Source organism: Halomonas sp. (assembly GCF_033549285.1).
Classification (GTDB): Bacteria; Pseudomonadota; Gammaproteobacteria; order Pseudomonadales; family Halomonadaceae; genus Halomonas.
In genome coordinates this window covers 1-23109 of the sequence record NZ_JAWSUJ010000065.1, presented here as the reverse complement: position 1 = coordinate 23109, position 23109 = coordinate 1, and the positions used below count along the sequence as shown (strand labels likewise).

23 protein-coding genes and 1 pseudogene are annotated in these 23109 nt (G+C 69.7%); 3 read left to right on the top strand and 21 right to left on the bottom strand.

Annotated elements, in window-relative coordinates; translation table 11 throughout:
- Window positions 1-447: pseudogene (locus SCI24_RS14345) on the bottom strand (electron transfer flavoprotein subunit alpha/FixB family protein); the annotation flags it as partial.
- The gene (locus tag SCI24_RS14340) at window positions 444-1196 is read right to left on the bottom strand and encodes an electron transfer flavoprotein subunit beta/FixA family protein (RefSeq protein ID WP_318726022.1); all 753 of its coding nucleotides are present in this window, start codon (window positions 1194-1196) and stop codon (window positions 444-446) included. The gene SCI24_RS14340 and the pseudogene SCI24_RS14345, both read right to left, overlap by 4 nt.
- 394 nt (window positions 1197-1590) lie before the next feature.
- On the opposite strand from SCI24_RS14340, the gene SCI24_RS14335 reads away from it, so the two are divergent.
- Window positions 1591-3231, top strand: a complete 1641-nt coding sequence (locus SCI24_RS14335; protein ID WP_318726023.1) for an electron transfer flavoprotein-ubiquinone oxidoreductase — start codon at window positions 1591-1593, stop codon at window positions 3229-3231.
- 166 nt (window positions 3232-3397) lie between these two features.
- Here SCI24_RS14335 and SCI24_RS14330 read toward each other — a convergent pair whose 3' ends face one another.
- From SCI24_RS14330 to SCI24_RS14255, 16 genes are all read right to left on the bottom strand, one after another.
- Window positions 3398-4228 carry a sulfurtransferase gene (locus tag SCI24_RS14330; RefSeq protein ID WP_318726021.1) on the bottom strand — a complete coding sequence of 277 codons (831 nt, stop codon included), beginning with the start codon at window positions 4226-4228 and terminating at the stop codon, window positions 3398-3400.
- Complete coding sequence (locus SCI24_RS14325) at window positions 4225-6438, bottom strand: ATP-dependent helicase (RefSeq protein WP_318726020.1); 2214 nt, start codon at window positions 6436-6438, stop codon at window positions 4225-4227. Before SCI24_RS14325 ends, SCI24_RS14330 begins: the two co-directional genes overlap by 4 nt.
- Window positions 6435-7007 (bottom strand): DUF1285 domain-containing protein, encoded by a 573-nt coding sequence (locus SCI24_RS14320; protein WP_318726019.1) that lies wholly within the window; start codon window positions 7005-7007, stop codon window positions 6435-6437. Before SCI24_RS14320 ends, SCI24_RS14325 begins: the two co-directional genes overlap by 4 nt.
- 46 nt (window positions 7008-7053) lie before the next feature.
- Window positions 7054-7899, bottom strand: a complete 846-nt coding sequence (locus tag SCI24_RS14315; protein ID WP_318726018.1) for a TatD family hydrolase — start codon at window positions 7897-7899, stop codon at window positions 7054-7056.
- Window positions 7900-7946: 47 nt separating this feature from the next.
- A complete protein-coding gene (locus SCI24_RS14310) occupies window positions 7947-8282 on the bottom strand; it encodes a PilZ domain-containing protein (RefSeq protein WP_106229220.1) in 336 nt (111 codons plus the stop codon).
- 29 nt (window positions 8283-8311) lie between these two features.
- On the bottom strand, window positions 8312-9307 hold the full coding sequence (locus SCI24_RS14305) for a DNA polymerase III subunit delta' (RefSeq protein ID WP_318726017.1): 996 nt from the start codon (window positions 9305-9307) through the stop codon (window positions 8312-8314).
- On the bottom strand, window positions 9304-9972 hold the full coding sequence (gene tmk / locus SCI24_RS14300) for a dTMP kinase (protein WP_318726016.1): 669 nt from the start codon (window positions 9970-9972) through the stop codon (window positions 9304-9306). The genes SCI24_RS14305 and tmk overlap by 4 nt, the downstream gene beginning before the upstream one ends.
- Window positions 9973-9991: 19 nt before the next feature.
- Window positions 9992-10996: an endolytic transglycosylase MltG gene (gene mltG, locus SCI24_RS14295; RefSeq protein ID WP_318726015.1), complete on the bottom strand. Its 1005-nt coding sequence runs from the start codon at window positions 10994-10996 to the stop codon at window positions 9992-9994.
- Window positions 10997-11011: 15 nt separating this feature from the next.
- Window positions 11012-11833: an aminodeoxychorismate lyase gene (pabC, locus tag SCI24_RS14290; protein ID WP_318726014.1), complete on the bottom strand. Its 822-nt coding sequence runs from the start codon at window positions 11831-11833 to the stop codon at window positions 11012-11014.
- A gap of 17 nt (window positions 11834-11850) precedes the next feature.
- Entirely contained in the window at window positions 11851-13089 is a 1239-nt protein-coding gene (fabF, locus tag SCI24_RS14285) for a beta-ketoacyl-ACP synthase II (protein WP_318726013.1), read from the bottom strand.
- A gap of 199 nt (window positions 13090-13288) precedes the next feature.
- Entirely contained in the window at window positions 13289-13522 is a 234-nt protein-coding gene (gene acpP / locus SCI24_RS14280; RefSeq protein WP_008956801.1) for an acyl carrier protein, read from the bottom strand.
- A 132-nt stretch (window positions 13523-13654) separates the two neighbouring features.
- The gene (gene fabG / locus SCI24_RS14275) at window positions 13655-14398 is read right to left on the bottom strand and encodes a 3-oxoacyl-ACP reductase FabG (RefSeq protein ID WP_318726012.1); all 744 of its coding nucleotides are present in this window, start codon (window positions 14396-14398) and stop codon (window positions 13655-13657) included.
- A gap of 32 nt (window positions 14399-14430) precedes the next feature.
- Window positions 14431-15402: an ACP S-malonyltransferase gene (fabD, locus tag SCI24_RS14270; RefSeq protein WP_318726011.1), complete on the bottom strand. Its 972-nt coding sequence runs from the start codon at window positions 15400-15402 to the stop codon at window positions 14431-14433.
- A gap of 5 nt (window positions 15403-15407) precedes the next feature.
- Entirely contained in the window at window positions 15408-16529 is a 1122-nt protein-coding gene (gene plsX, locus SCI24_RS14265; RefSeq protein ID WP_318726010.1) for a phosphate acyltransferase PlsX, read from the bottom strand.
- A 38-nt stretch (window positions 16530-16567) separates the two neighbouring features.
- The gene (gene rpmF, locus SCI24_RS14260) at window positions 16568-16738 is read right to left on the bottom strand and encodes a 50S ribosomal protein L32 (RefSeq protein WP_106229211.1); all 171 of its coding nucleotides are present in this window, start codon (window positions 16736-16738) and stop codon (window positions 16568-16570) included.
- A 32-nt stretch (window positions 16739-16770) separates the two neighbouring features.
- Window positions 16771-17298 (bottom strand): YceD family protein, encoded by a 528-nt coding sequence (locus tag SCI24_RS14255; RefSeq protein WP_318726009.1) that lies wholly within the window; start codon window positions 17296-17298, stop codon window positions 16771-16773.
- Window positions 17299-17428: 130 nt separating this feature from the next.
- Between SCI24_RS14255 and SCI24_RS14250 the strand changes: the two genes are divergently transcribed.
- The gene (locus SCI24_RS14250; protein WP_318726008.1) at window positions 17429-18010 is read left to right on the top strand and encodes a nucleoside triphosphate pyrophosphatase; all 582 of its coding nucleotides are present in this window, start codon (window positions 17429-17431) and stop codon (window positions 18008-18010) included.
- A gap of 166 nt (window positions 18011-18176) precedes the next feature.
- On the opposite strand, the gene SCI24_RS14245 is transcribed toward SCI24_RS14250, so the two are convergent.
- Genes SCI24_RS14245 through SCI24_RS14235 form a run of 3 tightly spaced genes read right to left on the bottom strand, consistent with a single transcriptional unit; the run spans window position 18177 to window position 20895 of the window.
- Window positions 18177-19262 (bottom strand): S49 family peptidase, encoded by a 1086-nt coding sequence (locus SCI24_RS14245; RefSeq protein WP_318726007.1) that lies wholly within the window; start codon window positions 19260-19262, stop codon window positions 18177-18179.
- Window positions 19263-19284: 22 nt separating this feature from the next.
- Complete coding sequence (locus SCI24_RS14240; protein WP_318726006.1) at window positions 19285-19935, bottom strand: HAD-IA family hydrolase; 651 nt, start codon at window positions 19933-19935, stop codon at window positions 19285-19287.
- 12 nt (window positions 19936-19947) lie between these two features.
- Window positions 19948-20895 (bottom strand): RluA family pseudouridine synthase, encoded by a 948-nt coding sequence (locus tag SCI24_RS14235; RefSeq protein WP_318726005.1) that lies wholly within the window; start codon window positions 20893-20895, stop codon window positions 19948-19950.
- A gap of 564 nt (window positions 20896-21459) precedes the next feature.
- On the opposite strand from SCI24_RS14235, the gene rne reads away from it, so the two are divergent.
- Window positions 21460-23109 (top strand): ribonuclease E (rne, locus tag SCI24_RS14230; RefSeq protein ID WP_318726004.1); only part of this gene is annotated, 1650 nt, incomplete at its 3' end.

The window sequence follows — 23109 nt, the reverse complement described above, 5'->3', positions numbered from 1 at the left end:
GGCGCGCACGGTGATCACCTTCAGCGCATCCTCGCTCTGCACGGTGGCGATGGCGTTGCCGGCGTAGATCGGCCGCTTGAAGGTATCGGCGGACTCGACGGCGATGATCTCGGAGATCTGCGCCACGTCGCGCAGGGCGGCGAGGCGCGGCAGCACGTTCTTGCCGGTGGTGGAGGCACAGGCCAGCACGTGGCTGTAGTCGCCGGCGAGTTCCGCGATCAGCGCCGCGGTGGGCTCGGCGAGCAGGTGGGCGTAGGCGGCATTGTCGGCCACGCGCACCCGGCTGACGCCATCGAGTTTCGCCGCGGCCTCGGCGATGGCGGAGACGCCCTCGCCCGCCACCAGCACGTCGATATCGCCGCCGATCTGCTGTGCGGCGGCCACCACATGGGCGGTGGCGCCGGCCAGGGCGCCGTCGTGATGTTCGGCCAGAACCAGAATGCTCATGAAATCACCTTCGCCTCGTTCTTCAGTTTGTCGACCAGCTCGTCCACCGAGCCCACCTTGACGCCGCCCTGGCGCTCGGCCGGCGGCTCGACCTTGAGCAGCTTGACCTTCGAGGCCACCTCGATGCCGAGATCCGCCGGGCTCTTGACGTCCATCGGCTTCTTCTTGGCCTTCATGATGTCGGGCAGCTTGGCGTAACGCGGCTCGTTGAGGCGCAGATCCGTCGTCACGATGGCGGGCAGCGAAAGCTCCACGGTCTGCAGGCCGCCGTCGATCTCGCGGGTCACCTGCAGCTTCTCGCCCTCGACAGTAATTTCGGAGGCGAAGGTGCCCTGAGGCAGGCCGGTCAGTGCGGCGAGCATCTGGCCGGTCTGGTTGTTGTCGGTGTCGATGGCCTGCTTGCCCAGTATCACCAGGCCGGGCTGCTCCTCCTCGACCAGCCTGGCCAGCGCCTTGGCCGCGCCCAGGGACTCGACGCGCTCGTCGGTCTCGACGTGGATGGCACGGTCGGCGCCCAGCGCCAGCGCGGTGCGCAGCTGCTCCTGGGCGGCCTTGGGGCCGACGGTGACGGCGACGATCTCGGTGGCCACCCCGCGCTCCTTCAGGCGCACCGCCTCTTCCACGGCGATCTCGCAGAAGGGGTTCATGGCCATCTTGACGTTGGTGAGGTCGACGTCGCTGTTGTCCGGCTTGACCCGGATCTTGACGTTGTAGTCGATGACGCGTTTGACCGCGACGAGTACCTTCATAGTGTCCTCGCTTGGTTCACACTGGGAACCTGATGGTTGGCGAAGCGGACCCTGTTCCCGGCTCGATGCGGGAGGAGACCTGCCTCCTTGGAAACCGGCTGGCATACCCTTATGCGTTTCATGCAAGCGTTTGATAGGCTCAGCACCATAAAACTCTCTCAATGTGCCATAGCCGCAACCTGATCAACAATCCCCGGGTATCCGGGGCGCATGCCGGGCCATGACGCACTGCACCATCGCAGGGGGTGACCCTTTGCCGCTATTATGCCTATCATGGGTCATGGCTAGAAGCAAACGACCGTTTTAAATCTTTTCGACGTTGGTCGCATCCAGTGACCGCGTCCCCGGGACAGCGAGGAGAGAGCAGGTGGAAGAACAAGTCGAACGCGATTCCATGGATTTCGATGTGGTGATCGTCGGCGCCGGCCCCTCGGGCCTCTCGGCGGCGGCCCGCCTGATGCAGCAGGCGGGCGAGGCCGGCCAGGAGCTCACGGTGTGCGTGGTGGAGAAGGGCTCCGAGGTGGGCGCCCATATCCTCTCCGGGGCGGTCTTCGAACCCCGCGCCCTGGCTGAGCTCTTCCCCGACTGGGAGGAGCGTGGTGCCCCGCTGACCACGCCGGCGACCCGCGACGAGGTCTACCTGCTCAAGGATGCCGAGAAGGGCCAGAAGCTGCCCAATGCCCTGGTGCCGCCCTCCATGCACAACACCGGCGGCGACATGACCCGCTACGTGATCAGCGCCGGCAACCTGTGCCGCTGGCTGGCCGAGCAGGCCGAGTCGCTGGGCGTGGAGATCTTCCCCGGCTTCGCGGCCCAGGAGGTGATCATCGAGGAGGGGGTCGTCAAGGGGATCCTGGTGGGCGATATGGGGGTGGGTGCCGACGGGGCGCCCAAGGAGGGCCATATGCCGGGCATGGAACTGCGCGCCAAGTACACCCTGTTCGCCGAGGGGGCCCGCGGCCACCTGGGCAAGCGGCTGATCGAGCGCTTCGAGCTCGACGCGGGCAAGGACCCGCAGCACTACGGCATCGGCCTGAAGGAGCTGTGGGACATCCCCGCCGAGCAGCATGAGCCCGGTCTGGTGCTGCACGGCTCCGGCTGGCCGCTGGACAGGCACACCCACGGCGGCTGGTTCCTCTACCACGCCGAGAACCAGCAGGTGGTGGTCGGCCTGATCATGGACCTCTCCTACCAGAACCCCTGGCTGTCGCCCTTCGACGAGTTCCAGCGCATGAAGCACCATCCGGTGCTGGCGAAACATCTCGAGGGCGGCAAGCGCGTCGCCTACGGGGCCCGGGCGATCGCCAAGGGCGGCTTGAACTGCCTGCCGAAGATGACCTTCCCCGGGGGGCTGCTGATCGGCTGCGATGCCGGCACGCTCAACTTCGCCAAGATCAAGGGCCTGCACACCGCCATGAAGTCCGGCCTGGTGGCCGCGGAGAGCGTCTTCGAGGCGATCGCCTCGGGCGACGAGGGCGGCCAGGAGCTGACCGCCTTCACCGAGAAGTGGGAGGCCAGCTGGGCCCATGCCGAGCTCAAGGAGAGCGCCAGCTTCGGCCCGGCGATCCACAAGTACGGCACCTTCCTGGGCGGCGCCTACAACTTCGCCGACCAGCTGCTCGGCGGCAGGTTGCCCGGCGTCCACGACACCACGCCGGACCATGCGACGCTCAAGCCCGCCGAGGAGTGCGAGAAGATCGCCTACCCGAAGCCGGACGGCAAGCTCTCCTTCGACAAGCCCTCCTCGGTGTTCCTGTCGAACACCAACCACGAGGAGGACCAGCCCTGCCACCTGAAGCTGGCCGACCCCGAGTTGCCGATCCGTGACAACCTGCCCAAGTACGCCGAACCGGCCCAGCGCTACTGCCCGGTAGGGGTCTATGAGGTGATCGAGGACGACGCCGGTAACCCCAAGTTCCAGATCAACTTCCAGAACTGCATCCACTGCAAGACCTGCGACATCAAGGACCCTGCCCAGAACATCACCTGGGTGGCGCCGGAGGGCGGCGGCGGGCCCAACTATCCGAATATGTAAGTCGATAGCGCCAAGCGCCAAGCGCCAAGCGCCAAGCAGATGATCGCATCATGCTGCTTGGCAACAATGGAAAACCCACCGGGATAGTGCGACCCCCGGTGGGTTTTTCTCGTTCTGCGGGACTCGCCCCCGACCGCAGATGGCTGACTGAGCCGACGCAGCCGGTTCAGTCGCCGGTGGCGATAGGCCGGGCGGGGTCGCGGATCCACTCGCTCCAGGAGCCGGGATAGAGCCTCGGCAGGGGCCGGCCGGCGATCGCATAGGCAAGGATGGTGTGGCAGGCAGTGACGCCGGAGCCGCAGTAGGCAATCGGCGACTCGCCCTCGGGCAGCTCGCTGGCCAGTGCCCCGGCGGGCTTGAAGTGGCCGTCGGCGGTGAGGTTGTCGGCACTGGGTCGGCAAACGGCCCCGGGGATGTGGCCCGCCACCGGGTCGATGGGTTCCGCCTCGCCCCGGAAGCGCTCCCTGGCGCGGGCATCGACGAGTGTCGCAGGACCCGCCAGCAGCTCTCCGGACGAGACGTGATTCTCGTCGCGGTACGCCGGCTGCCAGCCGGAGCCCGCCGGCATGGCCTCGGGGTCGCCATCCTCGAGCAGCTCGCCTCCCGCCGCCAGCCAGGCCCTGAGGCCTCCGTCGAGCACCCGCACGTCGGGATGCCCCGCCCAGCAGGCGAGCATCCACCAGGCCCGCGCCGCGGCGAGCTGGCCGCCCATGTCGTCATAGACCACCACCGGCTGTCCCGGCCTGATCCCCAGGCGCTGGACCACCGCGGTGAAGGCCGCGCGCGTGGGCAGCGGATGCCGGCCGCCCTCCCCTGGCGGGCCGGCCAGGTCACGGTCCAGGTCGATATGGTGGCTGCCCGGCAGGTGGGCCTCCCACCACAGCCGGCGGCCCGCATCGGGCTCGCCCAGGCGGGCACGACAGTCCAGCACCCGGGGCGGGGTGGCGCCCTCGAGGGCCTCGGCCAGCGCGGTGGCCGTGATCAGCGGGGTGGTCATGGGGTGACTCCCTCCAGCAGTTCGATGGGGGCCCGGCGGGCGATCAGGCGACGCCGCCCGGCATTGTGGAACTGTACCTCGATCACCGGGTTGTCCGGGTCGCCTTCCACCACGCTGATCCGGCCCTCGCCGAACACCGCATGGCGCAGGGCCTGGCCGACATGGAAACTGGCTGACGGCGCCTCGGCCTTCGCGCCCGGACTCGCCGACACCAGCGGCAGCGAGTGGCCCAGCGAGGCCAGGTAGCGCCGCACCAGGTCGGGCTCGGACACCGGCAGCGGGCCCTGGGCCTCTTCCGCCTGGGTGCCTTCCAGCCGTCGCGCGACGCGCTGGCCGTCCTCCCAGGCTGACTCGGCGATGAAGCGACTGGGGCGGTGGTCACCGCCGTCGTGGAGCAGCACCAGGCGTTCCCGCGCCCGGGTGATGGCCACGTAGAAGAGCCTGCGCTCCTCCTCCAGGCGCCCCGGCGTCAGGGGATTGTCGCGGGTGTAGTGGGGAAAGTCCTCCTCGTTGACCCCGGCCACCAGCACCAGCGGCCACTCCAGGCCCTTGGCACCATGCACGGTGCTGATCAGCACCCCGTCGTCGCGGTTTTCCACCGGCCGGGAGAGCAACTCGATGAAGGCCTCGGTGTCGTTGCCCAACTCGCCGGCCTGCTCGACCAGCACGTCGAGCAGGCGCACGTCCTCCTCGCCCTTGTCGCGCCGGGCGGCGGCGCGCTTGAGCACCTTCTCGGCGTCGACCTCGGACACCACGTGCTCGAGCAGACGCGCCGGCGGCCAGGCCGATCGACGGGGCAGCTCGCAGAGCAGTGCCCAACGCTTCTTGAGGGTGCGTCGCTGGTGGGGCCTGAGCCCATCGAGCAGCGGATCGTGACGCTCCGGCCAGCGCTGGGTCTCGGCCAGCCGGTTGGCCAGGGCAAGGAGCCGCTCCCGGGCCACGAAGGGGGTGGGCTGAGCCAGCAGCATCGCCAGGTGTCCCGGGTCCTGGAGCCGGCGGGGCTCGACGGCGAGACGCAGGTAGCCGGCCAGGGCCTCGACCAGCGGCAGGCGGAAGACAAAGCGATCCTCCCGGGCCAGGCGAAAGGGGATGCCCTCGCGGAGCAGCGCCAGCTGCAGCGGCACCGACAGCGCCCAGCTGCGCACCAGCAGGCAGGCCTCGTCCAGCCCGCGTCCCCCGCGGCGCCACCCGTCGAGCTCGGCCAACAGCCCCTGGCTGCCCTGCCCCACGGCCAGGCCGGTGGCGGGATTGCCCGGCGCGGCCAGGCAGAGCTGGTCGGGACGCCGCCGGTTGGCGGCAATGGCGTGGTTGGCGGTGAGGGCCAGCGCATGGCCATGGCGGAAGGTGGTCGAGAGCGGGTAGTCGCGGGCCGCCCCGAAGGTGGCGGTGAAGTTCTCCAGCATGGTGTCGGGGTGGGCGCCCCGCCACTCGTAGATGCACTGGTTGGCATCGCCCACCGCCATGACCTCGGCATCGCGTCCGGCGAGCAGCGCCAGCAGCCGCTGCTGGGCGGTGTTGATGTCCTGGTACTCGTCGATGACCACGTGGTCGAGAAACCCCTGGACCCGGCCGCGCAGGCCGGCATCGGCCTCCAGCGCCAGCAGGGGACGGTAGAGCAGGTCGGCGAAGGTCATCAGCCCCTGGTCGGCCAGCAGCCGCTCGGCATGCTCGAAGGCGGCCACGAAGTGTCCCGTCTCCTCGCCGAAGTCGAGCTGGCGATGGAGTTCGGCCGGCGAGGCCATCTCGGCCTTCACCAGTCCGCAGAAGTGGGCCAGCGCCTCGAGGCGCTCGGCCTCCAGGGCCGTCTCGCGCGCCTCGGGGGCCTCGCCCAGCGCGGAAAGCGTCGCCTGGCGCAGCAGCCGCTCGAGCTGCCAGTCGGCGGTGAGCAGCTGACGCGGCGCCAGAGCCCCCCAGCGGGTCAGGCTCGCGGTCAGCCGGTGGCCGAGGGAGTGGAAGGTACGCACGTCGGGCAGCGCCTGGCCGTCCGGCGCCATCTCGGCCAGGCGGGCCTGAAAGTCTTCCCGGGCCGAACGGTTGAACATCAGCACCAGGATCCGCGCGGGGGGCACCCCCTGCGCGAGCAGGTGCAGCACCCGGGCAACCATGGTCGTGGTCTTGCCGGCACCGGCCACCGCCGCGACCCGGGCGTGTCCCCGCTCATGGGCGACCACGGCGCGCTGCTCGGGGGTCAGCTGGCGGATCAGCGTCATGGCACCTCGCCGGCGGGGCCCGCGCCCGCGTCGAGCCGCCCCAGGGGCTGCCAGGTGCCACGGCTGGTCAGGCCCAGTTCGAGGAGGCCCCCGCCGAGTTCCCGGGTCTCGGCCTGCTCCACCAGGCGGTAGTAGACGTTGCGACCCAGCCGTGCGTCGAGCCCGAAGCGCACCGCGACCTCCGGCACCGTCTCGCCGGTCGGGGTCTCGCTGAGCACCAGCCGATGCGCCTCGCCGAGCGCCAGGCGGTCGCCGACGTTGGTGGTCAGCCACCACCGACCTTCTTCGTCACGCTCGGCATCCACCACCAGGAAGGGGCGGTCCTCGACCCGGATTCGCTGCCGCTCGGCCGGCGTCACCAGCACGTAGTCGCCGTCGGGCTCGCGGCGCAGGATGGTCGAAAGCAGGCGCACCAGGCGCGGGCGGGCGATGGGCGTGCCCTCATGGATCCAGCGACCGTCGGCGGCGATGGTCAGGTCCATCTCGCCGAGGTGTTCGGGATGCCAGCGATCCACGGGCGGGATCTCGCCCTCGGGATCGATCTGGGCCAGCAGCGGATCGAGTTGCATGGTGCGCCCTCCCCCGGGCCACGGATGAAAGGGTGATGGCGATAGCCTAGACCAGCCCGGCGGAGCGCAGCGCCTCGCGTACCTCGACAGGCGCCTCGGGCGCCGCGGCGCGGAACAGCCGGTAGAAGTTGGCGGTGGTCTGGGCGGCGACCTCCTCGAGGCTGATGCCTCGCTCGCCGGCGATGCATTCGGCGACCTCGACCACCCAGGCCGGCTCGTTGGGCTTGCCACGATGCGGCACCGGGGCCAGGTAGGGGCTGTCGGTCTCGATCAGCAGCCGGTCCAGCGGCAGCTGGCGAGCCAGCTCGCGCAGCGACTCGGCATTGCGGAAGGTCACGATGCCGGACAGCGAGATATAGAAGCCGTGCCGCACCGCCTCGCGGGCCATGTCCAGGTCCTCGGTGAAGCAGTGCAGCACGCCGCCCACCGCCGGGTCGGTATGTTCGCGGATCAGCGCCAGGGTATCGTCGCGCGCATCACGGGTGTGGATGATCACCGGCAGCTCGAGTTCACGGGCGGCGACCAGCTGGCGGCGGAACCGCTCGCGCTGCACCTCCCGGGAGGGCACCCTGTCGGGCGTCCTGTCGAGGTAGTGGTAGTCCAGGCCGCACTCGCCGATGGCCACGGCACCGACGCGCTCGGCCGCCTCCTTGATCGCCGCGACACTCGGCTCCTCGGCGACGCTGTGCAGCGGATGGATGCCGGCGGAGATCACCACGTCGTCATGGGCCCGGGCAAGCTCGGCCAGGACCGGCAGGTCCTCGAGGGTCACGGCGATGGCCAGGAACTGGCGCACGTCCCGGGCGCGGGCGGCATCGAGGGCGGCGGCCAGGTCGCCGCCGTGGGTGCGGGGGTCGAGACGGTCGAGATGGCAGTGGGAATCGACAAACATTCAGATAGCAACCGATGTAGAGGATGGGCAAGGGAGGCTCGGCGCGCTCAGAGCGTATAGGTCGGGGCGCCCTTGTCGAGATGGCCGGCCAGCAGGGTCTCGATGCGATCCCGCACGGCCTGGTCCTCGGCGCTGAAGTGGATGCCGATGCCCGGGACCCGGCGCCCGGCCACCCCCTCGGGCGAGACCCAGACCACCTGGCCGGTGACCGGGACCCGCTCGGCATCCCCCGGGAGCATGAGCAGCAGGAAGACCTCCTGGCCCAGCTCGTAGCGCTCGCGGGTGGGCACGAAGATGCCGCCGCGCTCCAGCACCGGCATGTAGGCCGAGAGCAGGGTCGGGACGTCCTGGATCGTCAGGGAGAGCGCTTTCTGTGCGGCCATGGAGCCTCCTCGGTCAAGGGCACTAAAGGTCAGGAGCGCAGCAGCGTGGACCAGCGGACCAGCCAGGCCTCGAGGGCCAGCTGGGGGTTGGGGTTGCCCCCCTCGGCCAGGAGGCGACGCTGCTCGCGGGCATAGTCCAGCAGGCGGAACCAGTCACGTACCCGGGCATTCTTGACCGCCTGGCGATAGAGCACCAGCAGGTCGGGGTTGCGCAGCTCGCTGGTGTCGCCGGATAGCCCCAGGCGAATCAGGTCCTCGAGCCAGGCGATACCGTACCACAGGATGGCGTCGATGGACTGGCGCTCCAGGCGGGCCGCCTCGGCCACCGGCTCGGCGCCCCTGACCAGCGCCTCGAAGGTCTCCAGCAGCTGCTGGCGCAGTGCCCGGGACTCCGGTTCGGCGAGCTCCAGCGCCCGCAGCGGCAGCCCCCCCGCGGCCCGGAACCAGAAGTGGGCCTCCTCCTCGCCGCCCAGGCGCTCGGCCAGCCACGCCTGGCAGTCGGCCTCGGCCGGCACCGGCAGGCTCCAGTGCTGGCAGCGCGAGCGGATGGTGGGCAGCAGCCGCGAGGGAATATCCGAAAGCAGCACGAACAGCGTCCGCCCGCCGGGCTCCTCCAGGCTCTTGAGCAGCGCATTGGAGGCCGCCACGTTCATGGCCTCGGCCGGCGAGATCACGATCACCCGGTAACCGCCCTGCTGAGCGGTCTGGGCGACGAAGGCATTGACCTCGCGGACCGGGCCGATGCGGATCTGCCGCTTGCCCTCCTCCGGGGCCACGCGCAGGAGATCCGGGTGATAGCCCGAGGCCAGCATGTGGCACGCATGGCAGCGGCCGCAGGCGTGCTCTCCCGGCGAGGCACAGAGGGTGCGTGCCACCAGCGCCTCGGCCAGGGAGTGCTTGCCGAGGCCATGGGCGCCGGAGATCAGCAGCGCGTGGGGCAGACGCCCGGCATCGGCCAGGCGCACCAGTTCCTGCCACCGCGCCTGCAGCCAGGGCAAGGGACGAGGGACCTCAGCCTCGCTCATGACCAGGCTTCCAGCCGCTCGTCCAGCCGCGCCAGCAGTTCGGCCTGGACCTCGGCCAGGCTGGCCCCGGCATCGATCACTACCATGCGGCCAGGCGCCACCTCGGCACGGGCGAGGTAGGCCTGGCGCACCGCCTCGAAGAAGGCGCCGCGCTCCCGCTCGAAGCGGTCGCGCTCGCCGCCCTGCCCCTTCAGGCGCCCCTCGAGGCGCTGCTGGGCCGCGACCATGGGCATGTCCAACAGCAGCGTCAGGTCGGGGGTGAGGCCCCGCTGGACGAAGGCCTCGAGCTCGGCGATGCGCGCCGCCTCGATGCCGCGCCCGCCCCCCTGGTAGGCATAGGTGGCATCGGTGAAACGGTCGCAGACCACCCAGGCGCCGCGCTCGAGCGCCGGGCGAATCACCCTGGCCAGGTGCTGGGCGCGGGCGGCGAACACCAGCAGCAGTTCGGCATCCGGGTCCAGGGGCTCTTCGCCGTCAGGGTCGAGCAGCAGCCGGCGCATCGCCTCGGCCCGCGGCGTGCCGCCGGGCTCGCGAGTGGCCACCACCTCGTGGCCGCGGGCCCGCAGATGGTCGACCACCAGGGCCAGGTTGGTGGACTTGCCCACCCCCTCCCCGCCTTCCAGGGTAATGAAGCGTCCTCGCGGTGTTGTCCGCTCGTCGGGCATACGCTCTCCGGCTCGATAGTCAGCGATTGCGGATATACCGGTTCACCGCATTGTTGTGCTCGCGCAGGGTACGCGAGAAGTGATGCGTGCCGTCCCCCTTGGCGACGAAATAGAGCGTCTCGCCCTCCTCCGGCTGCACGGCGGCTTCCAGCGCGGCCCGTCCGGGCAGGGCGATCGGCGTGGGCGGCAGGCCCTCGATCACGTAGGTGTTGTAGGGCGTGGCCTCGCGCAGGTCGGCGCGGGTGATGTTGCCCTCGTAACGCTCCCCCATGCCGTAGATCACGGTGGGATCGGTCTGCAGCCGCATGCCCCGTTCCAGGCGGCGCTTGAAGACGCCGGCGATCTCGGGACGCTCCTCGGGGGCGCCGGTCTCGCGCTCGATCAGCGAGGCCATGATCAGCGCCTCGTAGGGGTTCTCCAGGGGCAGGTCGTCGTCACGCCCGGCCCATACCTCGTCGAGGGTGGCCTCCATGCGATCCAGGGCCTGGCGCAGGATCTCCAGGTCGCTGAGCCCCTTGTGATAGCGATAGGTATCCGGGAAGAACCAGCCCTCGGGGTGACGCCCCTCGCGGTCGAGCCGGGCCATCACCTGCTCGTCGGAGAGGCCCTCGGTGTGGTGCGCAAGCTTCGGTGCCGCATCGAGCAGTTCGCGCATCTGGGCAAAGGTCCAGCCCTCGGGAACGGTCAGCGGGTAGGTCACCACCTCGTTGCTGCCCAGCAGGTCGAGCAGCTCGCGGCCACTCATGCCGGGCGCCAGGCGGTACTCTCCCGGGCGCAGGCGTGGCAGGGCCTCGGGTTCCAGCCGGGCGAGCAGCCGGAAGGCCCACGCATCGGCGAGGATCCCCCTTTCGTCCAGTTCCCTCACCACGCGGTGGTAGCCGGCGCCGTCGGGCACCTCGTAGATGGCCGGTTCCTGGAGGGCGATGGGCGCCTCCAGTCGTGACTGCCAATAGCGATGCCCGGCGAACGCCGCCAGGGCCGCCAGGATGATCAGAACCAGCAGAATCTTCAGCACACGCCCCATGCGGGTCGTCCTCGTTCAGTCGTCTAGCCGCGTCGGATGGCCCAGCGCCGCATGGGCCACCGCCTGCAGGCGGCGATGCACCGCGCCGATGCTCCAGCGCCGCAGGAGCCCTCCTCCGGCCCCGTCCAGCCGGGTCACCGGCCAGACCCCCTGCACCGAGTTGCCGAGCCAGACCGCCTCGGCACTGGCCAGCACCCCGGGGGCGGCATCGACCTCGGCGATGGGTAGCCGCTCGAGCAGCACCGAGCGCAGCGTGCCGGCCACGCCACAGCGATCCAGGCGCGGGGTCTCGAGCCGTGCTTCGCGCTGCCAGAAGAGGTTCATGCAGGTCGCTTCCACCAGCCGCCCCTCGCCGTCGCAGAGCAGCCCCTCGGCGATCTCGGCATCCGACCACTCGGAGCGCGCCAGCACGTTCTCCAGGCGGTTGAGGTGCTTGAGACCGGCGAGCGCCGGCTGCAGACCCAGCCGCAGGCGACAGTGGCGAACCCTCACGCCCGCCCGCCAGCGGTTGGCATCGGGGGCGAAGGGCGACAGCTGCCAGCGAAGCCGGGGCGCGGGCACTGCGGGAGGGGCATAGCCGCGCCCCCCGCTGCCCCGGGTCAGGATCAGCTTGAGGACCGCAAGCCCCTGGCCGGCCTGGGCCAGCGGGCGCTCCAGGTCGTGCTCGGCGGGCATGGGCATGCCCAGCACCCGACAGCCACGCGCCAGGCGCGCCAGGTGGGACTCCCAGAGACACGGGACACAGTCACGCACCAGCACGGTCTCGAAGAGGCCATCGCCATAGGCGACGCCACGGTCGTCGAGCGGCCAGTCCGCCGGCGCGGCCTCTGCTTCCACCTGGCGCTCCTCGGGCCTCACACCCTGGTGAAGACCAGGGTGCCGTTGGTACCGCCGAAGCCGAAGGAGTTCGACAGGCTGACGTCGATCTTCATCTCGCGGGCGGTGTGGGGCACGTAGTCGAGGTTGCAGCCTTCCTGGGGGTTGTCCAGGTTGATGGTCGGTGGCGCCACCTGGTCACGGATGGCCAGCACGCTGAACACGGCCTCCACGGCACCGGCGGCGCCCAGCAGGTGGCCGATCATCGACTTGGTGGAGCTGACGGCCACCGATTTCGCGGCCTCGCCCATCACCTGCTCGACGGCACGGCTCTCGGCGAGGTCGCCGGCCGCGGTCGAGGTGCCGTGGGCATTGATGTAGTGGACGGCCGAGGCCTCGATGCCGGCATCGCGGATGGCGTTGCGCATGGAGCGGGCGGCGCCGTGTCCATCCTCCGGCGGCGCGGTCATGTGGTAGGCATCATCGCTCATGCCGAAACCGGTGAGCTCGGCATAGATGGTGGCCCCGCGGGCCTTGGCCTGCTCGTACTCCTCGAGCACCACCACGCCTGCGCCATCGGAGAGCACGAAGCCATCACGGTCCCGGTCCCAGGGCCGGCTCGCCGCGGCCGGATCGTCGTTGCGGGTGGAGAGCGCCCGCGCCGCCGAGAAGCCCCCCAGGCCCAGGGGCGTGGTCGCCATCTCGGCGCCCCCGCAGACCATCACGTCGGCATCGCCGTAGGCGATGGTGCGGGCACTGTAGCCGATGTTGTGGGTCCCGGTGGTACAGGCCGTGGTGATGGCGATGTTGGGGCCACGGAAGCCGTGCTGGATCGCCAGGTTGCCGGAGATCATGTTGATGATCGAGCCCGGCACGAAGAAGGGGGAGATCCGCCGCGCCCCGCCCTTGAGCAGGGCATTGTGGTTGTGCTCGATCATCGGCAGGCCACCGATCCCCGAGCCGATGGCCACGCCGATGCGATCGGCGTTGCCGTCATGACACTCGATCCCGGCATCCTGGATGGCCTGGGCACCGGCGGCCATCCCGTACTGGATGAAGAGGTCCATCTTGCGGGCCTCCTTGGGATTGAGGTACGGGCTGATGTCGAAGTCCTTCACCGACCCGCCGAAGCGCGTGTTGAAGGCGCTGACATCGAAGTGTTCGATGGGCGCGACACCGCTCTTGCCGGCCAGGATGCTGGCCCAGCTCTCCTCCACGGTATTCCCCACCGGCGTGACCAGACCGAGCCCGGTCACCACAACCCTTCTACGAGCCATCAGCTTTACCTCCAGACAACCTTGGTGACACGACCCCGCGGCGGGGCCGTCATGCGCGCATTATACCCGAGTCTCCCCGACCTGTGCGGCCCCGGCAAGTTCCTGTCGCGCATAGCACGAGAGCCGTCCTGACATGGCAGGACGGCTCTCCACGGGGCACCGGCCCCGGACGCCTCAGCAAGCGGTATCGACCGCCACCTTACTGGTGGGCGTTGACGTAGTCGATGGCTTCCTGAACGGTCGTGATCTTCTCGGCTTCCTCGTCGGGAATCTCGGTGTCGAACTCCTCTTCGAGCGCCATCACCAGCTCGACGGTATCCAGGGAATCGGCGCCGAGGTCCTCGGTGAAGGAAGAGGAGTTCTGGATGTCTTCTTCCTTGACGTTCAGACGCTCGGCCACAACCTTCTTCACGCGCTCTTCGATGGTGCTCATTATGACGTACTCCAGTCGTTCACATTGGCCGTTCGGAAAACCAGCCGTTAAAGATCCAGATCCGCTAGCCGGAAGCTGCGGGGTAGTTTATAGACGCCCCCGGGTCGGCGCAACCGCCGCCCCCCGGAGGCTTCAACGCATGTTCATGCCGCCGTTGACATGCAGGGTCTCGCCGGTGATGTAGCCCGCCGTGTCGCCGGTCAGGAAGCCCACCGCCGCGGCGATCTCCTCGGGCTCGCCGAGCCGCGCCAGCGGGATCTGGCCGAGCAGCGCCTTGTGCTGCTCCTCCGGCAGGGACTGGGTCATGTCGGTGGCGATGAAGCCGGGTGCCACCGCATTGACGGTGATGGCGCGCGAGGCCACCTCGCGGGCCAGGGCACGGGTAAAGCCCTCCATGCCCGCCTTGGCGGCGGCATAGTTGGTCTGCCCGAGGTTCCCCATGGTGGCCACCACCGAGCTGATCGAGACGATGCGGCCGAAGCGCGCCCGGGTCATGCCCCGCAGGCAGGCCTTGCTGACGCGATAGACCGACTTGAGGTTGGTGTCCATCACCGCGTCCCACTCGTCTTCCTTCATGCGCATCAGCAGGTTGTCGCGGGTGATGCCGGCATTGTTGACCAGGATGGTGGGGGCACCGAACTCCTCGGTGACCGCCTTGACCAGGGCATCGACGCTGGCCGGGTCGGTGACGTCCAGCTGGCGGCCACCCCCCTCGATCCCCGCCTCGGTGAGGTCGGCGCCGATGCGCTCGGCACCGGCATCGGTGGTGGCGGTACCGATCACGATACGTCCCTGGCGGCCCAGCTCATGGGCGATGGCGCGGCCGATGCCGCGACTGGCCCCGGTGATCAGGGCGACTCTACGCTCGGTTGTCATGGTCTCTATCCGTCCACGTCCGGGGGGTTGGATCAGCCATTGGCCGTCGGCGACTGGCCGACGGCGTCCCTGGCCAGTTCGAGAGCCGCGGAGAGGCTGTCCGGGTCGTTGACCGCCAGCCCCTTGCTGCCTCGGGCGATTCGCTTGTTGAGCCCGGTGAGCACCTTGCCCGGACCGCACTCGATGAAAACCTCGGCACCGCGGGCGGTCATCGCCTCGATGCAGGAGGTCCAGCGCACCGGCTGGTAGAGCTGCTCGATCAGCCGGGTGCGCAGGGTCGACACGTCGGCATGGGCCTGGGCATCGACGTTCTGGAACACGGTGTAGCGTGGCGAGCGCAGCTCGACCTCCTCCATGGCCGCCGCCAGCCGCTCGGCGGCCGGGCGCATCAGTTCGCAGTGCGACGGCACCGAGACCGGGAGCGGCATCGCGCGCTTGGCACCGGCCTCCTGGCAGGCGGCGATGGCCCGCTCCACGGCGGCCTTGCTGCCGGCGATCACCACCTGCCTCGGGGCATTGTAGTTGACGGCAGCGACCACGTCGCCGTCGGCGGCCCGGGCACAGGCCTGCTCCACCGCCTCGTCATCGAGGCCGAGAATCGCCGCCATGGCGCCCTCGCCGGCGGGAACGGCCGCCTGCATCGCCTCGCCGCGCAGCTTCACCAGGCGCACGCCCTGAGCAAAGGGCAGCGCCCCGGCACACACCAGGGCACTGTACTCGCCCAGGCTGTGGCCGGCCATGGCCCCCGGGCGCGGCCCCTCGAGCTCCTGCCAGACCCGCCACACCGCCACGCTGGCGGTGAGCAGCGCAGGCTGGGTGCAGGCGGTGGCATTGAGCGCCTCGGCCGGCCCCTCCTGCACCACCTGCCACAGGTCGTAGCCCAGGGCGTCGGCCGCTTCCTCGAAGGTCGTGCGCACCACGCTGTAGCGCTCTGCCAGCTCGCGCAGCATGCCGATCTGCTGGGAGCCCTGCCCGGGAAAGATGAGGGCAAGGGGTTGCGTCATGTCGATCACCTTTGCGCTTGTTGACTGTCGTCGATGCCGGGCGCACCCGGCATGGTCGGCCCGATGGGCCTGGATCCGCTCTCGGCTCGGCCGCGGTCGGCCGACTCGACAGGGGACCGGCGGTGGTCCAGTTCCGCGGCCAGCCGGCTCGGCAGGTCGCGCCTCACTTCGTTCACCGCCCGTTGCACCGCGTAGCGAAAGCCCGTGGCATCGGCGCTGCCGTGGCTCTTGATCACGATCCCGGCCAGCCCCAGCAGGCTGGCGCCATTGTAGCGCACGGGATCGAGCTCGCCCTTGAGGCGCCGCAGCGCCGGACGGGCGAGCAATCCCACCAGCCGGCTGCTCCAGTGGGCCTCGAAGGTCGCCTGAACCCGCTCGACGAGCAGCCGCGCCAGGCCCTCGCTGGCCTTGAGCACGGCATTGCCGACGAAGCCGTCGCAGACCACCACATCGGCGGCCCCGCTGAAGATGCCGTCACCCTCCACATAGCCCAGGTAGGTGATGTCGGGATGCCGGCGCAACCAGGCGTCGGCCTCGCGCACGCTGCGCGTGCCCTTGGTGCCCTCGACGCCGACGTTGAGCAGCGCCACCCGCGGCGCCTCCAGGCCGTCCACATGGCGCGCCATCACCTCCCCCATCAGGGCGAAGTCGACCAACCGCTCGGCACTGGCCTCCACGTTGGCACCCAGGTCGAGCAGGTAGCAGCGACCCAGGTCTCGGGTGGGAATGGCGGTGCTGATGGCCGGCCGTGGAATCCCCGCCACCGTGCCCAGGGCACGCCGGGCCAGCGCCATCAGCGCCCCGGTATTGCCGGCGCTGACCCCGGCCGCGGCGTCCCCGCCGGCGACAAAGTCAAGCATCCGGGCCATGCTGGTGTCGCCCCCGTGACGCAGCGCCTCGCTGGGTCGCTGAGACTGCTGGACGACCGCCGGGGCATCGCCGACCCGCAGACGCGACGCCGCCGCGGCAAGCTGCCGCGGCAGGCGAGCTATCTCGTCCTCCAGCAGGCCGGCGGGGCCGAACAGGCAGAGCTCGAGATCGGGGTCGGCACTGGCGGCCGCGGCGGAGCCCATGACAGCCGGGCGGGGACCGAGGTCCCCGCCCATCGCATCGATGGCGATCCGCACGTCAACGGCCAGCCATTACCACCCGGGATGGCGTCGCGTCAGGCGTCGACGACCTTGCGGCCACGGTAGAAGCCGTCCGGGGACACGTGGTGGCGCAGGTGGGTGGTGCCGGTCTCCTTGTCCTGGGAGAGGGCCGGCGCGGTGAGGGCGTCGTGGCTGCGACGCATGCCGCGCTTGGAACGGGTCTTGCGGTTCTGTTGAACTGCCATGGGTTGTCACTCCAGAGTGAAACGAGGGTGTATCAGGGTTTGCCCTTGATCTGCCGCAGCACATCGAAAGGGCTCGCCGGGGCGCTGGCCGACTCATCGGTCGCCTCCCCGCTGTTCAGCTGGTCGCGCGAGACCGGACACTCGGCCTCGTCGTGGTAAACCACCTGGGGCAGGCTGAGGATGAGCTCATCCTCGACCACCGCCAGCAGGTTCAGCTGTTCGTTTTCCACCAGCACCGGCTCATGGGTGCTCGGCAGTTCCGCGGCCAGGGCGTCACTGGTGACCATCCCCAGCCGGAAATCGCTCTCGACCTGCTGCGCCATGGGCTCGAGGCAGCGCCGGCACGGCAGCTGCAGCTCGGCCTCGAGGTGGCCACGGATCTCCCGCCGCCCCTGGGGGTCGATGGCGAAATCCAGCCATACCTGGGCATCACCTGACTGGGCGCCGACTTCCTCGGCGAGACGCGCCATGTCGGCGAGCGCCACCAGGCCTTCCAGGTGTTCGGCACGGGCCACGAGCTTGTAGGGCTCGACCCTGCCGGGGAGTCTTGAGGTCAACATAGGCGCGCAATGATAGGCACTCCCCCTGCCCCTGTCAAAGCCGCCATCGCCCCGGGTTACCATGGTGGCGTGGCGCCATGACCGGCGCCGCCGACTTGCTGTTTCCCTCGACCCGATCCGGAGAATGTCCATGCCCCGTCTGATCCTTGCCTCGGGCTCGCGCTGGCGCCGCCAGCTGCTCGACCGCCTGGAGATCCCCTATGCCTGGGAGAGCCCCGACATCGACGAGACGCCTCGCCCGGGCGAGGCGCCCGAGGCACTGGTCCACCGCCTGGCGCTGACCAAGGCCGAGCGGCTGGCCGACCGTTGGCCTGAGCATCTGATCGTCGGCTCCGACCAGGTGGCGCTCTTCGACGGCGAGATCCTCGGCAAGCCCGGTGACGCGGCCAGGGCGAGGGCCCAGCTGGCCCGCTTCTCGGGCCGAAGGGTACGCTTTCTCACTGGCCTGGCGCTGCTCGATACCCGCCGGGGTCGTCACCGGGTCTGCCACGAGGCCTATGACGTGGTGTTCCGCCAGCTCGGCCAGGAGGAGATCGCGCGCTACGTGGAGAGGGAACAGCCCCTGGACAGCGCCGGGAGCTTCCGCATGGAGGGGCTCGGCATTGCCCTGTTCGAGCGACTGGAGGGGGACGACCCCAACACCCTGATCGGCCTGCCGCTGATCCGCCTCTGCGCGCTGCTGCGCGAAGCGGGGCTGGACCCCCTGGTCTAAGCCAAATAACCGCGGCTTTTCCGGCGGCAGGCCTTCGCGGAGGCGCTGTGAACCCATCCCTGGGCGCTACATTCTCATCCCTGAAGAATGACCTCCGCTACGACCTACCCCCGGCGCCGCTATCGCCATCCGCCGGCTTGGCGCTCGGCGCTTTCAGCTCGGCGCTTCAGGGCAGCTGATAGCGCAACGGCGACTCACCCCGCGGCAGGCCCAGCCACTCCATGGCCACCCGACCGAACTGGCGGGAGATACGCTCGAGGGGGTCGAGACGCGGCGTGTAGTCGCGCAGCCGCGCCTCGCCAAGCCGGGCGCGGGCCACGCCGTCGAGGCTGTCGAGCCCATCCACCAGCCCCAGCTCCAGGGCCTGCTCGCCGCTCCAGATCAGCCCGCTGAACACCCGCTCATCGTCGGCCAGCCGGTCGCCGCGCCCCTCGCGTACATCATCGATGAACTGGCGGTGGGTGGTGGAAAGCACCTCCTGCCAGAACTCCCGCTGCGCCGGAGCGATGTCCGAGAAGGGGTCGAGGAACGCCTTGTTCTCGCCGGCCGTGAAGACGCGACGCTCGACGCCAAGGCGCCCGATGGCCTCCTCGAAACCGAAACCGGCATGGATGACACCGATCGAGCCCACCAGGCTGGCCGGTGCGGCGATGATCTCGTCGGCCGCCGCGGCCACGTAGTAGGCGCCACTGGCCCCAATGTCCTCGATCACCGCCAGCACCGGCTTGTCACCGGACTCGCGCAGCCGCATCACCGCCTCGAAGATGCGCTGGGACTGCACGGGGCTGCCCCCGGGGCTGTCGATATGCAGCACCACCGCCTCGGCCTCTTCCGCCCGCCAGGCCCGCTCCAGGCCCTCGATGATGCGCTCGGCGCTGGCCGGCGAGTCGCTGTCGATCACCCCCTTGATCTCGACGACACCGAGGTGCGGCCGGGCAGGCGCCCCGCTCCCCGGCGCGCCCAGGATCCCGTAGAGCGAGATCGAGAGCGACGTCAGGATGAGCAGCAGGAAGAAGAATCGGAAGAACAGCTTCCAGCGCCGGGAGCGCCGCTGCTCCACCAGCACCCCGCCGATCCAGCGATCCATCATCTCCAGCTGGGCCAGGCGCTGGCGCTCGCGAAGCGTCTCGGCGTCCTCGGCAGGCGGCGGCGCGGCATCGCCTCGCGGCGCCTCGCGCTCACGGCGCGCCTGCTCCGGGGTCAGCTCCGGACCGCTCGTCCAGCGATCATCACGCTTGTCGTCGTCACTCATGGTCGTCCCGTCCCTTGGTTAGCTAGCCGTGCAGCCAGTCGAACAGCGCGGGCACCGTCTCGGCGGTGAACACCGGCCGGCTGGTGGCAAGGCGCGCCGGGGCATGCACGCCCCAGGTCACCGCCACCCGGTCCATGCCCAGCGCCCGGGCCATCTCGAGGTCGTATTCGGTATCGCCGATCATCACCGCCTCACCGACCTCGACATCGAGCTCGACGAGGAGCTCCTCGAGCATCCGGGGGTGCGGCTTGGAGAGGGTCTCGTCGGCGGTGCGACTGGCATGGAACCAGCCGCCACTGGCGCTCTCGCGGAAGATGCGGTCCAGGCCGCGGCGACTCTTGCCGGTGGCCACGGCCAGGCGCTGGTCCGCCCTGCCCCGCAGCCGGGCCAGGCCGGCCTCGACCCCGGGATAGAAGCGCATGGGGCCGGTATCGCCCTCGACGAAATGGTAGGCATAGCGCGCCCGGAGCAGCTCGGCGCGCTCGGCATCGATGCCGGGACAGAGGGTGGCGATGGCCTCGGGCAGCCCCAGGCCGATGATGTTGCGGATCGCCTCCGCCTCCAGTTCCCCCCAGCCGGCCTCCCGGGATGCTGCCTGCATGCTGGAGACGATCCGGGCGATGGAGTCCATCAGGGTGCCATCCCAGTCGAAGATGGCCAGTCGATAGCGCATGAAGCCTCCGTGTCAGCGGGCGTGGCGGGCGCGGTCAAGCACCGCCTCGAGCTCGGCGGGCAGCGGCGCCTTGATCTTCACCGGCCGGCCACTGCTGGGCTCGGGAAAGGTCAGCGCCGCGGCATGCAGGAAGAGCCGCGACAGCCCCAGCGAGGCGGAGAGCCGCTGGCTCTCGCGGCTTCCGTACTTGTCGTCGCCGAGCAACGGATGGCCCGCATGGGCGGCATGCACGCGGATCTGGTGGGTCCGCCCGGTAACCGGCTCGGCCTCGACCAGGGTGGCCTTCTCGAAGGCCTCGCGCACCGCGAAGCGCGTCCGGGCCACCTTGCCCCCCTGCTCGACCCGCACCCGTCGCTCGCCGTTGGGAAGCTCGAAGCGGTCGAGCCGGGCGCTGACGAAGTCGCGCCGCGCCGGCCAGCGCCCGGCCACCAGCGCCAGGTACTGCTTGTCCATCTGCCGCTCCTTGAGCGAGGCGTTGAGCGCCAGCAGTGCCGGGCGCGACTTGGCCAGCAGCAGGCAGCCGGAGGTGTCGCGGTCCAGGCGGTGGACCAGCTCCAGGAAGTCGAGGTCCTCCCGCACCTGGCGCAAGGCCTCGATCAGGCCGATCTTCACCCCGCTGCCGCCATGCACGGCGAGACCCGAGGGCTTGTTGATCACCAGCCAGTCGCGCCCCTCCAGCAGCACGCTGCCGGCGAGCAGGTTGCGCAGGTTGTCGCTGACCTCGCGCACCGCCTCCCGAGGCGTGAGGCGCAGCGGGGGGATGCGCACCATGTCGCCCAGCGCCAGGCGAGTGTCGGCCTTGACGCGCTTCTTGTTCACCCGCACCTCGCCCTTGCGCACGATGCGGTAGATGAGCGCCCTGGGCGCCCCCTTCATGCGCGTCAACAGGAAGTTGTCGACCCGCTGGCCGACCTGGCCCTCGGTCACTTCCACCCACTGCACGTCGCGCCCTTCGGCCATGCCGCCACTCCACTGGATACCTGCTCGAAAGGCGCATTCTACCGCAGTGCAGGCCATCCTGCGCCAATTGCTGGCCACCCCCTTTGCTGTTATATTGCCAGCTCGCTTCACTGGGTCGTCACGACCCGTCAGAGCGCCTGCACGACAGACACGCAGGCCGGAGCGAAAAGATCAGGCCGCGACGATCCCCGCCAATCCGGGGTCCCGCCGCCGACAAGCAAGCGATACAACGCCACGCCCGGCTTCGGTCGCGCTCCCTGCAGCACGGCCGAAGATCACGGGATACGTACAACAACGTGCCGGAGGCCGGCGTTGGCGAATCGATGAATGCCAGGTGTTGGCGGTGACCGCAGGGCCGGATGGGCGACATCCCACCGAGACATGTCCTGCCTCCGCCCCGTACTCAACATGATCACGCCGTGTCGGTTCCATCGTGCAAGGATGAGCCGGAATGGCCGGGCGCACTACCGCATCCGCGACATGCGCTGAGCACAAGCACGCAGCAACCAGCGGTTCGCCTCCGTCGTTGACCGCCATCCGGCGCGTCCCTACTTGCGAGACGACATGAAACGGATGCTCATCAATGCGACCCAGCCCGAAGAGCTGCGCGTCGCGCTGGTCGATGGACAACGCCTCTACGACCTGGACATCGAGTCCGGTGCCCGGGAACAGAAGAAAGCCAACATCTACCGCGGCAAGATCACCCGGGTGGAGCCCTCCCTGGAAGCCGCCTTCGTCGACTTCGGTGCCGACCGTCACGGTTTCCTGCCCCTCAAGGAGGTGTCGCGCGACTACTTCCTGAAAGAGCCCTCGGGCCGCCCCAGCATCAAGGAGGTGCTCAAGGAGGGCCAGGAAGTCATCGTCCAGGTGGACAAGGAAGAGCGCGGCAACAAGGGCGCCGCCCTGACCACCTTCATCAGCCTCGCCGGCCGCTTCCTGGTGCTGATGCCCAACAATCCGCGGGCCGGCGGCATCTCGCGGCGCATCGAGGGCGAGGAGCGCAGCCAGCTCAAGGAGGCCATGAGCCAGCTGACCGTGCCCGACAAGATGGGCCTGATCGTGCGCACGGCCGGCATCGGTCGCTCCCCCGAGGAACTGCAGTGGGACCTGGACTACCTGGTGCAGGTGTGGGAATCGATCACCGAGGAGGCCGGCAAGCGCCCGGCACCCTTCCTGATCTACCGCGAGTCCAATGTCATCATCCGCGCCATGCGCGACTACCTGCGCCAGGACATTGGCGAGGTGCTGATCGACAGCGAGCAGGTCCACCAGGAGGCCCTGGCCTTCATCCGCCAGGTGATGCCCTCCTACCAGCAGAAGATCAAGCTCTACGTCGACGAGGTCCCGCTCTTCTCGCGCTTCCAGATCGAGTCGCAGATCGAGACCGCCTACGAGCGCGAGGTCAAGCTGCCCTCCGGCGGCTCCATCGTCATCGACCACACCGAGGCGCTGGTCTCCATCGACATCAACTCGGCGCGCGCCACCCGCGGCAGCGACATCGAGGAGACGGCCCTGCAGACCAACCTGGAGGCGGCCGACGAGATCGCCCGCCAGCTGCGCCTGCGCGACATCGGCGGCCTGGTGGTGATCGATTTCATCGACATGAGCCCGGCGCGCAACCAGCGCGAGGTCGAGAACCGCATGCGCGACGCCCTCAAGCTCGACCGCGCCCGCGTGCAGATCGGCCGCATCTCGCGCTTCGGCCTGATGGAAATGTCCCGCCAGCGCCTGCGCCCGTCGCTGGGCGAGACCAGCGGCGTGGTCTGCCCGCGCTGCGATGGCCAGGGCACCATCCGCGACGTGCGTTCCATCTCGCTCTCCATCATGCGCCTGATCGAGGAAGAGGCGATGAAGGAGCGCAGCGCCCAGATCCGCGCCATCCTCCCGGTGCCGGTGGCCACCTACCTGCTCAACGAGAAACGTGCCGTGCTGGCCGAGATCGAGCGGCGCCAGGGCGTGCGTGTGGTGATGCTGCCCAATCCGGACATGGACACGCCCCACTACGATGTCCAGCGCCTGCGCGACGACCACGTCGACGAGGAAGGCACCGCGACCCTCTCAAGCTTCGAGCTCTCCACCGACACCGAGGTGGGCAAGGAACCCGAGGCCGCCTTCGGCAAGCCGGTCCAGCGCGCCGAAGCCGCCGTGAAGACGGTGATCCACCACGAGCCGGCGCCCGCCTCGCTGCAGCAGGAAGAGGCCCCGGCCCCCGCT

Coding starts and splice junctions, on each gene's coding strand:
- SCI24_RS14340 (WP_318726022.1), bottom strand. CDS start 1,196: ATGAAGGTACTCGTCGCGGTCAAACGCGTCATCGACTACAACGTCAAG.
- SCI24_RS14335 (WP_318726023.1), top strand. CDS start 1,591: ATGGATTTCGATGTGGTGATCGTCGGCGCCGGCCCCTCGGGCCTCTCG.
- SCI24_RS14330 (WP_318726021.1), bottom strand. CDS start 4,228: ATGACCACCCCGCTGATCACGGCCACCGCGCTGGCCGAGGCCCTCGAG.
- SCI24_RS14325 (WP_318726020.1), bottom strand. CDS start 6,438: ATGACGCTGATCCGCCAGCTGACCCCCGAGCAGCGCGCCGTGGTCGCC.
- SCI24_RS14320 (WP_318726019.1), bottom strand. CDS start 7,007: ATGCAACTCGATCCGCTGCTGGCCCAGATCGATCCCGAGGGCGAGATC.
- SCI24_RS14315 (WP_318726018.1), bottom strand. CDS start 7,899: ATGTTTGTCGATTCCCACTGCCATCTCGACCGTCTCGACCCCCGCACC.
- SCI24_RS14310 (WP_106229220.1), bottom strand. CDS start 8,282: ATGGCCGCACAGAAAGCGCTCTCCCTGACGATCCAGGACGTCCCGACC.
- SCI24_RS14305 (WP_318726017.1), bottom strand. CDS start 9,307: ATGAGCGAGGCTGAGGTCCCTCGTCCCTTGCCCTGGCTGCAGGCGCGG.
- tmk (WP_318726016.1), bottom strand. CDS start 9,972: ATGCCCGACGAGCGGACAACACCGCGAGGACGCTTCATTACCCTGGAA.
- mltG (WP_318726015.1), bottom strand. CDS start 10,996: ATGGGGCGTGTGCTGAAGATTCTGCTGGTTCTGATCATCCTGGCGGCC.
- fabF (WP_318726013.1), bottom strand. CDS start 13,089: ATGGCTCGTAGAAGGGTTGTGGTGACCGGGCTCGGTCTGGTCACGCCG.
- acpP (WP_008956801.1), bottom strand. CDS start 13,522: ATGAGCACCATCGAAGAGCGCGTGAAGAAGGTTGTGGCCGAGCGTCTG.
- fabG (WP_318726012.1), bottom strand. CDS start 14,398: ATGACAACCGAGCGTAGAGTCGCCCTGATCACCGGGGCCAGTCGCGGC.
- fabD (WP_318726011.1), bottom strand. CDS start 15,402: ATGACGCAACCCCTTGCCCTCATCTTTCCCGGGCAGGGCTCCCAGCAG.
- rpmF (WP_106229211.1), bottom strand. CDS start 16,738: ATGGCAGTTCAACAGAACCGCAAGACCCGTTCCAAGCGCGGCATGCGT.
- SCI24_RS14255 (WP_318726009.1), bottom strand. CDS start 17,298: ATGTTGACCTCAAGACTCCCCGGCAGGGTCGAGCCCTACAAGCTCGTG.
- SCI24_RS14250 (WP_318726008.1), top strand. CDS start 17,429: ATGCCCCGTCTGATCCTTGCCTCGGGCTCGCGCTGGCGCCGCCAGCTG.
- SCI24_RS14245 (WP_318726007.1), bottom strand. CDS start 19,262: ATGAGTGACGACGACAAGCGTGATGATCGCTGGACGAGCGGTCCGGAG.
- SCI24_RS14240 (WP_318726006.1), bottom strand. CDS start 19,935: ATGCGCTATCGACTGGCCATCTTCGACTGGGATGGCACCCTGATGGAC.
- SCI24_RS14235 (WP_318726005.1), bottom strand. CDS start 20,895: ATGGCCGAAGGGCGCGACGTGCAGTGGGTGGAAGTGACCGAGGGCCAG.